This is a genomic window from Acidiferrobacterales bacterium (genome assembly GCA_028820695.1).
Lineage (GTDB): Bacteria > Pseudomonadota > Gammaproteobacteria > Arenicellales > JAJDZL01 > JAJDZL01.
Genome location: JAPPIB010000040.1, coordinates 19,123 through 32,881, shown reverse-complemented (window position 1 = coordinate 32,881; position 13,759 = coordinate 19,123). Strand labels below are relative to the sequence as shown.

Sequence of the window (13,759 nt, the reverse complement as noted above, 5' to 3'; positions counted from 1 at the left end):
GATTAACCGATGAAGGCCGGATGGGGATACTGCCGCGCAGCGGCTTCGTTCAATAAAACTTCTACTGTACCTGTCTTTACGTCCAGCTTAACGGCATCTGGTTCATCTGTACCGTAACTCATGGAGTACAAGTTCATTCTATCGTAGGAGGTGGATAAGTCTCCGAGCGTCAACTGACACCCAGCGAGTTGAAGTGCGACGTGATTGATATCAGCTCCTATAATCAAGCGTTCAACGGCTCGATGATGGAAACGCCTGATTGTATCTGCCCCCCCCCTGCGAGTGCTATGCGTCGTTTTATTGCATTCATCATTGCAACGAGAATCGTTCCACTTCCGCAGGCGGGGTCGAATATTCTACGCTTTTCCCACAAGTCATCATCCAGCCAGTTTGTTTCAGAAGAAGCATGCAGGCATAATTCGGAAAGCATCGTTGCTGCTAGAGGTCGTGTAAAAAATGCACCGTCGCTTCTCTGATTTCCCATTACTTCGTTAAACAACTCTCCAGCGTGGTCCATGCCAAGATTGGCGTAATGATCGGCGATTTCTGAAGCATCCTTTGCTAGTTGCCTCAGTGCATCCGATACGCATTCGAGATTTTTGAACGCTACGTCGTGCAATAGTTCAAGCGCAACTTGAAAAATTGGCACATAATCATGAACCAATATTTTCTGCCAAGATTCAATCAATCCTCGAGCTGGAGTTACGTCGGAAACAGAGGCTTCAATAGGTCTGATGTCAGATAATTTGTTGGAGTTATGCCTCGCTAATCGCGCATGCATGATTGCAGCGTTGACCCAAATTACTGCGGTAATTACGCACGCGTCGGCTACTCCTGACGTAGACCTTTCGACATTTTCCACTCCCAATCTAAGAGCTAAGATTTCTTCAAGATCTTCGGAACGAAGGTGCTCCGCCACTGTCCGTACCGTTCCTCTTAATAAATTAATGTCGCGTTTCGAACCTGTTTGAATTCCAGATCGTTCAAGGAGATTTAAGTGTATGCCTGTCTGAGCATGAGCAAGCTTATCTCCTCCAAGATGCAATATCTTTTCACCCAATTCGAGTTGCCTATAAGTCTTTCTCTTAATGCGGGGATTAATCCGCCGCGCTTGAGTTTTCTTTCTCCGCTTGTCGTCTCGAATGAACTTCTTTACCTTTTCGATTGACTCAACGGGATCCCAACGTTCGTTGAAAGGATTGTCACTTCCCTGCGAAGTCGTGTACGTCAAATCCTTTATGTGTAAATCTTGATTGTTATCTACTATAACTGCTGATATAGACATAGGCGGATGTAAGGGGTCTAACTCGGAAACTTCCTTGATTTCACGAACCTTGCCACTATCTCGCTGCAATCGATTTGCGATGCTCACCTTGTCATTTTCATTCTTTGGTGCTAGCACCTGTTCTACTGTTTGAGTTTTCGTATTTAACTCAAACACTTGAAAAGGATGATTTGGTTGCTTTGTTACAACGATATGCTTGGCGTATTCAACTGGTGGTGGCGGAGCATAAAACTCCATCAAAGATTCAAGATGGTCTTCAATCCGCCCGTCATGCGCCCGTAAAGCTTGAAGAATTTGCCCTAGCTCTTCCCAACCTTGTTCCGGGCTGGAATTACGAAGAAAGTTTTCGGGGTCATGATCTTTGGGAATGACAACTGGCACTAGGATGTATCCAAGATTTTTATCTGGCGATTTACGCATAGCTCGTCCAACTGCTTGAATTACATCAACTGGACTTTTCCGCGGGTTTAGAAAGGCTACTGCACTCAATCCTGGAGAATCTGTGCCCTCTCCAAAAATTCCAACATTAGAGATGCAGAATGGACTTTCGAGATCGGCCGCACCAAGTTTGTGTAGTGCATCGTTACGTTTTGCACTAGGGAAAGAAGCATCTATGTGCTGAACATTAAACTTCACTGGCGATTGTTTGATTCCGACGCGTTGAAAGTAATCGGCTAGCCATTCTCGAATTGGCTTAGACTCAACGGCTATAGCAAGTTCGGAAGATAACTTAATCCGATTGCAGAATGCGATGACGGATCGCACGTTCACATTCTTTACACAACCCGCTAGAAATGCTGCCAATGTCAATGCCCGCATCGCTTTGTTTGAATCCCAGTGACTAGCGTCGTTATCAGATAAGATTGTATTTTCGTTCAATTTCTTTGCAATCTTGTGAACTTCGTCCGATTCTCTTATTCCCCAAGCTATGATGCGGTAGTCGGATAGCAAATTCCGTTTTACAGCGTCAACATAACTAAGTCGATAAAGTTCTGGTCCAAAGGTTGCAACATCGTTCATCGTTCGGACATCCCATGTGGTGTCGTTTACGTAAAGGAGGTCCGCCTTTTGGTTAGCTTTAATATTCGTAAATACTCGAGGAGTCGCGGTTTGATACAGGCGATATATGGCTGGGAATTTGTCTTTGTCGTGACAAAGCGTAAAATTCCGCAAGCGTTCCCCATTTTTCGGAATTTTCTTGATTCCTGCCGTGCGATGCGCCTCGTCACAAATCATCAACTTCGCCTTTATGCCCAAGCAAAGCAGACCTGCCGCGGTATTGTGTGCTGACTGATATGTTGAAAACAATGTCATAATTGCATTGGCTGACTCCTCTTTTTGTTTCTGTAGCCATTTGACAACTTGTTCTTCGCTTGTAGCGGTATCCCCTACAACTTCGTAACTATGGACACAACTGGTATCGAGCGTTGGGTCGGTGGCCAAATTGATCTTGTCCTCAGATTTTACGCGTCCGTTCTTGAAGCCTCCGGCTGTGCTGTCGGAGCATATAGCAAGTGTCCGCATTTCGATATGATCTTGACGTGCAAGTATTTGAAACTCTCGTTTTATTTGGGAAACAAGTGCGATCGAAGGAACGAGGACAATGGTTAATTCGCCAGAATTAACAATTTCTTTCATTACTCGATATGCCACCCGTGTTTTGCCTGTCCCACATGGCATGACAATTTGTCCTCGAGCCTCACCGCAATTCCACTCGCTCCGTCCATTCTTCGCATGATTTTTTAGTCCGTTAAGAACTTTAGCAACCACTTCGTCCTGCATATTAGTTAATTCTTTGTCTTCTTTTTTTCCGCTAATTTCTTGATAAGCGAGTGTCCGTACCGGTTCAACGAAATCAACTAACTTTAATGGCTTTGACTCAGACCGCAAATTAGCTTCTCTTACCCCACGACTGAACTGTACGTTGGAAACCACCCATAGTTCAGACCATTTGTCGTCTCCTGCACTCATCCTAAATGGAGCAATATCACTGACTCTGAGATCTCTGCCACTGGATCTTGCTTTGCACTGAATGGCCACTAATGAACTATCATTTTTAACGCCGACGATATCGATTCCCACGTCGACAGAGGAAGAACTACCAAATATGCGGGTTCGATCTGGCCACTCGTCCCAAGGAAACACTTCCTTAAGGTCCCATTCCAGGATTTGATCACCTAAATCGCAGACTAATTCTTCGAGCCAAAGACCGTCCCCTGCGTGTTCTACATGATTCTCAATAGTGCGAAGCCATTCTGTAGCGGTTCTATTTGACATACTTTTAAGCCATAGATAGTGTCTGCCAGAAAACCCTATTTTAAGCGAACAGTCAGGAATAAACTGCTTCAAGTGGCGTTAATTTGAACACTCGAACTGATCAGGTAAAATCGAATTTCATCGATGAGACGACACTCAAAACAAGCTGAAATGGGTGCTACAGGCACAACCCATAATTCAACACCTTCAATTTCATTTTCCATGAAGTGGCTAGATGTTACCTGCACCAGCCGCGCCGCGAATCGGTACTGATAAAGCTTCCAATTTGCAGTTAATGTGTACCGGAGGTAGCAGAGACAAGAAAATATCACTCAGTAGGTTTGACGCGTGGGGATTGCACAAAAAATCAACACAGTAAACGAAATCCACTACTGCTTTATAGAACTGAATCCATCAAGTAGGTTAGCCTGCCCTCGCAGTGGTCTGACTGACTGCCACATGTGGTGGTGTCAGCAGCTTTCTCAACCAAGCACGGTGAATCTTTATCCTGAAATATCGCAGCTCGACAGAATTGACTCAGTGTCGCCAAGTGCGGCGCGACCTGACTGAAGCAAGACTCCAGCGTGAATTTTTTCTAGTTTCAATGAATCACTAACTATAATCACATGTTTAATCTTATTCTTTCGCAGGATCTTTAGTGGAAATACCTGCTCCGAATCGAGGGGGACTCTTCAGATGGAGTTAACAGGTGCCGATATATTGGTGCGTTGCCTGAAAGACGAGGGAGTCGATTATATTTTCGGCTATCCCGGCGGCGCGGCCTTGCACATATACGATGCCCTGTACAAACAGGATGACGTGCGCCATATCCTGGTCCGGCATGAACAGGGTGCGACTCATGCGGCGGATGGATATGCGCGGGTAACCGGCCGGCCGGGGGTGGTACTCGTCACTTCGGGACCAGGCGTGACCAACACCGTAACCGGAATTGCGACTGCATATATGGATTCCATTCCCATGGTCGTGCTTTCGGGACAGGTCGCGACTCATCTGATCGGTGATGATGCATTTCAGGAAGTGGATGCACTGGGTGTTACAAGACCGTGCGTAAAACACAGTTTTCTGGTTCGCGACGTGCGCGATCTCGCGACTACAATCAAGCAGGCATTCTACATTGCGAATACTGGACGTCCCGGCCCGGTTGTTGTCGATGTCCCCAAAGATGTGACAGCTCACAAGACCGAGTACATTTACCCGAAGACGATCTTCATGCGTTCCTACAATCCGACAGTACGGGGGCATCTCGGTCAGATCAAGCGGGCGGCAAAGTTGTTGATTGAGGCTGAACGTCCAATCATCTATTCCGGTGGCGGAGTCTCGCTGTCGGGCGGTGAACAGGAGTTGCGCGAATTGGTGCGCCATCTGCAGTTTCCGTGTACGAATACACTGATGGGGCTGGGTTGCTATCCGGCCAATGATCCCCTGTTTATCGGAATGCTGGGCATGCATGGTACCTATGAAGCAAATCTGGCGATGCACGATTGTGACGTCATGTTGGCTGTGGGTGCGCGATTCGACGACCGGATTACGGGTGATCTGGCAAAGTTCTCCCCTTATTCGAAAATCATTCACATCGATATCGATCCCTCATCCATCGGCAAGAACGTCAATGTTGATGTACCCATCGTCGGCGATGCCAAACACGTTCTGGCTGACTTGGTGTCGGCAGTGAAGGAACTGGCGCCGAATCCAGATGCCAGCCGTATTGCAAGCTGGTGGAATCAGATCGAATCGTGGCGGTCAGTTGATTGCCTGGCCTACGATCTCGACAGCGACAAAATAAAGCCCCAACTGGTGTTGGAGAAACTATACAAGGTGACCAAAGGAGAGGCGTTTGTAACGTCGGACGTGGGTCAGCATCAGATGTGGGCCGCACAATTCTATCGGTTCGACAATCCGCGTCGGTGGGTGAATTCCGGTGGTCTCGGCACGATGGGATTCGGTCTTCCGGCCGCAATGGGTGTCCGCCTTGCATATCCGGAATCAGATGTTGTCTGTGTGACCGGTGAGGCAAGCATCATCATGTGCATACAGGAACTGTCTACCTGCAAGCAGTACGACTTGCCGATCAAGATCATCAATCTCAACAACCGTTATATGGGCATGGTGCGTCAGTGGCAGGAGTTTTTCTACGACAACCGTTACTCCCACTCGTATATGGATGCATTGCCAAATTTTGTTGATCTGGCGGAAAGTTTCGGACACCGCGGCATGCGGGTGGAAAATCCGGCTGATGTCGAGGAAGCCTTGGTCGAGTGCATGGCCCGCAAGGACGAATTGGTGTTCATGGACTTCATCACTGACCAGCGCGAAAATGTCTTTCCAATGATCGCTGCGGGTAGCGGGCATAATGAAATGCATCTCAGTTCGACCGCAAACGGCACTCCGCAGGAGCGGGAGCTGGCATAAGTGGATAGTCGACACATAATTTCCGTTCTTCTGGAAAATGAACCTGGAGCGCTGGCCAGAGTTGCCGGTCTGTTCTCAGCACGGGGCTTCAACATTGAAACCTTGACGGTCGCACCGACCGAAGATGCCACGCTTTCGCGGATGACCATCGTAACGGTCGGTTCGGAAGGCGTGATCGAGCAGATCACCAAGCAACTGAACAAGCTGATTGAAGTCGTAAAGCTGGTTGATCTGACAGAAGACAAGCATATCGAGCGGGAGTTGATGCTGATCAAGGTTCGCGCGGTCGGAGAACAGCGCGACGAAGTCAAGCGGCTGGTGGAATTTTTCCGGGGCCGGGTCATTGATGTAACACAGTCTGTCTATACTGTCGAACTGACCGGTGCAAGTTCCAAACTCGATGGATTCATTGAGCAGGTGAAAATGACCGAAATTATTGAACTGGTTCGTACAGGCGTATCAGGCATAGCAAGAGGCGAATCAGCGCTGAGTGCGCCGATTTCTCGTACAAACGGTAGAAAGGGAAAATAGGAACTCAATATGAAAGTTTATTATGACGGTGATGCGGACCTCTCCAACATACTGGGGAAACGGGTCGCAGTAATCGGATTTGGTTCACAAGGTCATGCTCACGCTGGGAACCTTCAGGATAGTGGTGTTGATGTTGTTGTGGGCTTGCGTGCGGAATCCTCGTCGCGGGCGAAAGCAGACATGGCGGGTATCGCAACTGCCGAGGTGTCTGAAGCTGTCGCGAGTGCCGATGTCGTGATGATGCTTGTTCCCGACGAGACGCAAGCGAAGCTCTACGAATCGGAAGTCGCACCGAATCTCAAACCTGGTTCCGCGATCGCATTTGCGCATGGATTCAACATTCATTTCAAGTTCATTGCGCCAGCGGCCAATATCGATACTTTCATGATTGCACCCAAGGGTCCCGGCCATTTAGTCCGGTCCACATATTCGAATGGAGGTGGTGTACCCTGTCTGATCGCAATCCACCAGGATGCATCCGGCACTGCCAGAGACGTCGCACTCGCGTATGCATCTGCAATCGGCGGTGGCCGCGCTGGCATCATTGAGACCAGTTTCCGTGAAGAGACTGAAACAGATCTGTTCGGCGAGCAGACAGTATTGTGTGGTGGTGCAACGGCGTTGATTGAGGCGGGATTCGATACGCTCGTTGAAGCTGGGTATGCGCCGGAAATGGCATACTTTGAGTGTTTGCATGAACTGAAGCTGATCGTAGATCTGATTTACGAGGGCGGCATTCAGAACATGCGATATTCAGTCTCCAATACAGCTGAATTTGGAGATCTGACTCGCGGACCGAGGATCGTCAATGATGAGACCCGTCAGGAAATGCGAAGGATCCTTTCGGAAATCCAATCCGGTAAATTTGCCAATGAATGGATGGAAGAGAACGCGAGCGGAAACAAGCGGTTCAACTCTCTCAGGCAGGCTTCCGCTGGCCGCGGCATTGAGGAAGTCGGCTCTTCGTTACGTTCTATGATGCCATGGATTGCAGCTGGACGGTTGGTTGACCGCGACGTGAACTGAAATGCAGCTTGCGCGTGAGGGGTATCCGTTTGTGGCAGGCGGACTGCTTCTCGCGATCGTTGTTCAGTTTGTGGCAGGCGGGGCATTGGCCTTCTTGTGTTGGCTGATTGCGTTGTTCATGGTGCAGTTTTTCCGCGACCCGGTGCGGGAAATTCCCAACGACAAAGGTGCGATCGTATCACCTGCGGATGGCAAGGTGGTGACCGTTCGGCAGACGACGGATCCGGTCAGCGGCAAGAAAGCGACCAACATTGCAATTTTTCTCAACGTATTCTCGGTGCACGCCACACGGATACCGGTGTCAGGTGAGGTGTTTCAGCGAATCTACCGGCAGGGAAAATTTCTCAATGCGGCAGTCGACAAGTCGTCCGAAGAGAACGAACGGAATTCAATAGTCATTCGAACCGGTGATGATAAGGAAGTGACCTGTATCCAGATTGCCGGTCTCATTGCGCGTCGAATTCTGTGTTACGTGACGGAAGGACAAAGTGTACAGCGCGGTGAGAGATACGGTTTCATCCGCTTCGGTTCCCGGGTTGAGCTGTTCGTTCCCCAAGAGTATCGGATAACCGTCAATGTCGGTGACAAGGTCAGGGGCGGCGCAGACATTATTGGATTCATGGCGTAGATCGACTGTCGGTCATGCCGGCAGAATCTGACGCATTCAGTATCGATTTCGTTTCAAAAGGTTCGATCTTGGACATTGGTCCGCTTTATCCCGTCAGCAGTCAGACAGCAACTATCGCAAACGTGATGGTAGAATACTTGAGGAACCGGTCCTAATTCAGCCAAGTCTCATGACCACAGATCAGGAAAAATCCCGTGCTGAAGCAACAGTGAATGTTTCGTCACCGAAGCACAAGAACCTTTCGAAGAGTTCCACATTGCGCGATAGCAAACGTCGGGGAATCTATGTTCTTCCGAACCTTCTGACTACGGGGGCGCTTTTCTTTGGATTTTTCTCGGTCATTCAGGCAACGCAGCAGAAATTCGAGATTGCCGCGATCGCAATCCTCATTGCCACAGTGCTGGACGGCCTAGACGGCCGAGTGGCACGTCTTACCAAGACTTCCAGCCTGTTCGGGAAGGAGTACGATAGCTTGTCGGATGTGATCTGCTTTGGTCTTGCGCCGGCACTGATCGTCTATGAGTGGACCCTTCATGCATTTGGCAAGATCGGATGGTTGGGTGCGTTTCTGTTTGTTTCAGCAACGGCTTTGCGTCTGGCACGATTCAATACGATCTCCTCACCGAATCCGGCGTATTTTCAAGGGTTGCCGTGTCCGATGGCAGCAGCGTTTCTGGTGACATGGATGTGGGTGATGGTATCGCCTTCGGCATCGCAGTTTCCGGTCTTGTCCGAGGTTACATTCTTTATCGTCGTCATGTTGGCACTTCTGATGGTCAGCAGCATACCTTATCTGAGTTTCAAGAATTTCGGCGTCAAGGGGCGTGTGCCTTTTATCGCCAGCATTGTGATCGTGCTGGCTATTGCTGTCGTTTCGATCGATCCGCCGCGAGTTTTGTTCGCAGTGTGCTTGATCTATCTGGTTAGTGGAGCAATCATCTGGATGAATGGGAATTTGCGAAGAAGAGCAAGAATACCAGCGGGCGGGGATGGTTCAGGCGACTAGATGACATTGCCCGACCGCTACGCGGTTGGTTTTGAATAATCGCTTCACTGTTGATTTGATCAGACGATTTATGGTATAAACGTTGCCAATAGACCGATGTATACCATTCTTTCAAAAGTTCTTCGAAGTTCCGCAGACCTGCTTCTACTGCTGCTGCGCCACTAGGCGCGCTGTATCTTTTCAATTGAATTATCCCTACACGCCTGACATCCGGTAACCGGATGTTGCGGATTTTACATTCAGACCAACAAGATTGATTCGATGGCAGATAAACTCATTATTTTTGATACTACATTGCGCGACGGGGAGCAGAGTCCTGGCGCATCCATGACTGCGGAAGAAAAGCTTGCGATTGCGCATTTGCTGGCGAAAATGCGGGTTGACGTAATTGAAGCCGGTTTTCCGGCAGCAAGCAAGGGTGATTTTGAGGCTGTACACCAGGTCGCAAGGGAAATCACTGACAGTACTGTGTGTGCATTGGCACGGGCGGTAGAGGGGGACCTTGATCTGGCAGCCAAATCTGTTGAGCCTGCAGCTTCCGGTCGAATCCACACATTCATCGCAACCTCGCCGATTCACATGAAAGAAAAGCTCCGCATGTCTGCAGATCAGGTGTTGGAGAGGGCAGTATGGGCGGTTCGCAAAGCAAGAAACAGTACAGACGATGTCGAGTTTTCACCCGAAGATGCAGGCCGTTCAGAATTTGATTTCCTATGCAGGATCATTGAGGCGGCGATTGATGCAGGTGCTGGTACGATCAACATTCCTGATACGGTCGGATACAACATGCCATCTCAGTTCGGGCAGCTGATCGAAGACCTAATCGAAAATATTCCCAATTCAGACAAAGCGGTCTTTTCGGTACACTGCCATAACGATTTGGGCGTAGCGGTCGCCAATTCACTGGCTGCCGTGCTGAAAGGAGCACGACAGGTCGAGTGCACAGTCAACGGTCTGGGTGAGCGTGCCGGAAATGCTTCGCTGGAAGAGATCGTGATGGCAGTGCGAACCCGAAGGGATTATTTCGATTGTGACACCGGAATCGATACGTCGCAGATTGTTCCGGCAAGTCGTCTCGTTTCGAGTGTGACCGGGTTCCCGGTACAGCCGAACAAGGCGATTGTAGGCGCCAACGCGTTTGCACATGAATCTGGGATTCATCAAGACGGTGTCATGAAGAAGCGCGAAACGTATGAAATCATGAGGCCGCAGGATGTGGGATGGGCAACCAGTAAAATGGTTCTCGGCAAGCACTCCGGCCGACATGCATTTCAACAGCGTATCAACGAGCTCGGATTTAAATTCGAATCGGACGATGAGCTTCTATCGGCATTTGGGAAGTTCAAGAGCTTGGCAGACAGAAAACATGAGATTTTCGACGATGACCTGATCGGTCTGATGGTTGAGGCGGGTACGACTCATGGTGATGAAGCGATCGAGCTGAAGTCGCTGAAAGTCTGTTCCGATACCGATTGCAGTCCGGTTGCGCAGGTGACACTGAAGATGAACGGCGGCGATTGTGATGCACAGGCACAGGGAAATGGTCCGGTTGACGCCTGCTTCAAAGCTGTGTCATCACTGATCGATTGCGAACCCAGTCTGGAACTGTACTCCGTGAACAGTATTACCAGTGGAACTGATGCGCAGGGAGAGGTCAGTGTCAGGTTGAAGGAGAACGGTCATGTTGTCAATGGACATGGTGCGGACACCGATATTGTCATCGCTTCGGTCAAGGCGTACATTGATGCGGTCAACCGTTTGAATTCTTCTCATCGGACCCATCCCCAGACAGGCTCCATGATCTGATCGGTTTCGATGGCATCAGGCGACGATTTCCTGAAAGCGATTGGTGTCGAGGTCTGGAAACTTCGCGACCAAAACACACAGGCTGACCCGGATCAAGCGGAGTTGCCCGGGCCGCCGCAGGCAGCAATGGGGAGCGATACGGTTCGGATTGCCGATATCGGCACCATGGATGTGCGGGCACTGCAGGTGGCCGTTGCTGGGTGTCAGCGATGCCAGTTGAGCAAAACCCGTACCAATACTGTTTTTGGCGCAGGTTCACTTGACGCAGATCTGCTTTTCATTGGTGAGGGACCAGGCCATCAGGAAGATCTTCAGGGCCTTCCGTTCGTTGGGCGTGCGGGTAAGTTGCTGACTGCGATGATTGCAGCAGTGGGTTTTGAACGGGATCAGGTATACATCGCCAATGTCGTAAAGTGCCGACCGCCGAATAACCGCGATCCGCTATCCGATGAGGCATCTGCCTGCTCGCATTATCTGAGAAGACAGATCGAAATCATCAGGCCCAAGGTGATTGTGGCGTTAGGTCGTGTCAGTGCACAGCTTTTGCTGGATACCGATGCCCCGTTACGTGAACTGAGAGGCAAACCCCAAAAGTATCGTGACACAGATGTCGATGTCGTCGTTACCTATCATCCGGCGTATCTTCTGAGAAAGGCGACGGAAAAAAGAAAATCCTGGGATGACCTGTGGAAAGTTCGACTGATGTTGAATCAGTCATAGTCGGCCGACATCACTGGACGTGGATGATGATTCGCTGCCCTGAGTGAATTTTGTCGCGTCGATCAATGTCGTTCCACTTCTCCAGGTTGGAAACGCTCGTCTGGTGATTTCGGGCTATTGTCCAAAGCGAATCACCTGATCGAACAACGTAGACATAAACCGCGCTTGGAATAATCCCGCCCTGGTCTGTCGTGGCCGCTGTTTTGCTGATTTCGGTATTGTTGACAGGGACTCTTAAATTCTGACCAACTTGTACAGAGTCTGAATTAAGGGAATTGGCGTTCCGCAAACTCGAAATCGAGATTCCATGAAATTTGGCAATCACATATAGAGATTCGCCGGAGCGTACGGTATGGACAATGTACTGCTGATGCCCGCTCCGATTCGATGAATCCGACTTCGCTACGGTTTTGCCATGTATCGATCTGGAGCCCGGTATCGGAATTCGCAATGTCTCACCAACCTTGATCAAGTCGGAATAAAGCAGATTTGCTGACTTTATCGCCGATACCGATACATCGTACTTCAATGCAATTCTGCCGAGGATGTCGCCTTTTTTCACGCGATAGATGACGTCACCGTTGGCGTTGGTCTCGATATCGCTGCGCGCGAGTCCGGTAGGATGCGGAATTCTCAGTAACTCACCGATTCGAATCAGATCTGAATCCTTCGAATTGACTGTCTTGATGGCCGACACAGAAACATTGTGTTTCTGTGCGATGGTACTGAGTGCATCACCCGCTTTCACGCTGTAAAAAACCGTATACACTGCATGTGAGGGCGCAAGAGTGGATTTCCATTTCATCACCTTGCCATAGTGGCCGCGTGGTACCAGCACGCGATGCGGTCCATTGGGTGGCGTGACAGTTCTGCGCAAGCCTGGATTGAGCTTTGCCAGCTTATACTCCTGAATCCGAGTATCAGCGGCGATAATCCCCAAGTCAACTTGAAAATCAAATTCAATCACCTGAAATCCGGGCTGCATCGCGAGATATGGCAAAGTCAGACCGAAAGCTTCCGGATTGGAAACAATATTCTTGACTGCAATCAGCTTTGGAACGAAATGTCTGGTTTCCCGATTCAGGCGCAGGTTGCTGTAGTCGGTCGGCTTGTTACGCTTCTGATTTCTCTTGATGGCTCTTTGTACGCCATACATGCCGGCGTTGTATGCGGCGAGAGCCAAATGCCAGTCGTTGCCGAACACCTGACTTAAGTCATATAGATGACGTAATGCGGCTTCAGTGGAATCAATGACATCTCTTCGGCCTTCGTACCACCAATCTTGTGTCAATCCATACTGCTTGCCGGTATATGGCATGAATTGCCATAGACCAGCAGCGCCAGCCCTGGAATAAGCTCGAGGATTGTAGGCACTCTCGACGATGGGAAGAAGCGCTAATTCAAGGGGCAGTCCATGTTGTTCGACTTCCGATACGATGTAAGGAAGAAACTGCTGGGCGCGTTCGATAATCTGCGCCATGGTCTTGGGATTCCTGGAGTAGAACGTCTCATACTTTCTGACAATCTTGTTGTCCAGGTCATCCATTGCAAACCCGGATCGAATCCGGTCCCAAACGTTGTCTGAGGCGGATTTATCGCCCGGTCCCGGATTCAATTTCGTACCTTTCGCTTGCGCACCATTGGCAGCGGAACCGAAAGTCATGGCTAGGGTTACGGCTTCGTCCGTGTTTCCTGCCCCAATGGCCGTTGAATCCTCGTCGATGTTATTCGTGACAATTCGACGCGCGGCCGATCGATGATCGGTTGGTTCTGTGACTGATACGGCTGCATCCAAGACGTTGCCGGTATAGTCAAACGAACCATTTGCGCTGGCTTGCGCAATGATGCTGAATACTTTCTTTGCCGGGAAATGGTCGATGGTTTGCAAGCCGGTTATCTGACCGCCAACAATAATCCCGACTGACAACAGCAGAGCCCCGCCACTTCCAATCCGCGGAATTTGCCGTGGAAGTTCCAAATCTGTTCTACGAGTCCACATAAATATAATCCCAATATACGGCCCGTTGGTTAGATTTACAATTACTGATTTGTGATGTAAATGAGTTCTAAT

The 13,759-nt window shown here is 49.6% G+C and carries 9 protein-coding genes; 7 read left to right on the top strand and 2 right to left on the bottom strand.

Annotated elements, in window-relative coordinates; translation table 11 throughout:
* Positions 1-223: 223 nt before the first annotated feature.
* Positions 224-3,562 carry a DEAD/DEAH box helicase family protein gene (locus tag OXI60_05460; protein MDE0309263.1) on the bottom strand — a complete coding sequence of 1,113 codons (3,339 nt, stop codon included), beginning with the start codon at positions 3,560-3,562 and terminating at the stop codon, positions 224-226.
* 675 nt (positions 3,563-4,237) lie between these two features.
* On the opposite strand from OXI60_05460, the gene ilvB reads away from it, so the two are divergent.
* From ilvB to OXI60_05425, 7 genes are all read left to right on the top strand, one after another.
* Positions 4,238-5,971, top strand: coding sequence for a biosynthetic-type acetolactate synthase large subunit (gene ilvB / locus OXI60_05455; protein ID MDE0309262.1), 1,734 nt, complete (start codon positions 4,238-4,240; stop codon positions 5,969-5,971).
* On the top strand, positions 5,972-6,502 hold the full coding sequence (ilvN, locus tag OXI60_05450; GenBank protein ID MDE0309261.1) for an acetolactate synthase small subunit: 531 nt from the start codon (positions 5,972-5,974) through the stop codon (positions 6,500-6,502).
* 9 nt (positions 6,503-6,511) lie between these two features.
* On the top strand, positions 6,512-7,528 hold the full coding sequence (gene ilvC, locus OXI60_05445; protein MDE0309260.1) for a ketol-acid reductoisomerase: 1,017 nt from the start codon (positions 6,512-6,514) through the stop codon (positions 7,526-7,528).
* A gap of 1 nt (position 7,529) precedes the next feature.
* On the top strand, positions 7,530-8,156 hold the full coding sequence (locus tag OXI60_05440; GenBank protein ID MDE0309259.1) for a phosphatidylserine decarboxylase: 627 nt from the start codon (positions 7,530-7,532) through the stop codon (positions 8,154-8,156).
* Positions 8,157-8,325: 169 nt separating this feature from the next.
* Positions 8,326-9,162 (top strand): CDP-diacylglycerol--serine O-phosphatidyltransferase, encoded by an 837-nt coding sequence (gene pssA, locus OXI60_05435; GenBank protein ID MDE0309258.1) that lies wholly within the window; start codon positions 8,326-8,328, stop codon positions 9,160-9,162.
* A gap of 261 nt (positions 9,163-9,423) precedes the next feature.
* Positions 9,424-10,968, top strand: coding sequence for a 2-isopropylmalate synthase (locus tag OXI60_05430; protein ID MDE0309257.1), 1,545 nt, complete (start codon positions 9,424-9,426; stop codon positions 10,966-10,968).
* Between the two features lie 165 nt (positions 10,969-11,133).
* Positions 11,134-11,688, top strand: coding sequence for a uracil-DNA glycosylase (locus OXI60_05425; protein MDE0309256.1), 555 nt, complete (start codon positions 11,134-11,136; stop codon positions 11,686-11,688).
* Between the two features lie 10 nt (positions 11,689-11,698).
* Here OXI60_05425 and OXI60_05420 read toward each other — a convergent pair whose 3' ends face one another.
* Positions 11,699-13,687, bottom strand: a complete 1,989-nt coding sequence (locus OXI60_05420; GenBank protein ID MDE0309255.1) for a LysM peptidoglycan-binding domain-containing protein — start codon at positions 13,685-13,687, stop codon at positions 11,699-11,701.
* Between the last annotated feature and the right edge of the window lie 72 nt (positions 13,688-13,759).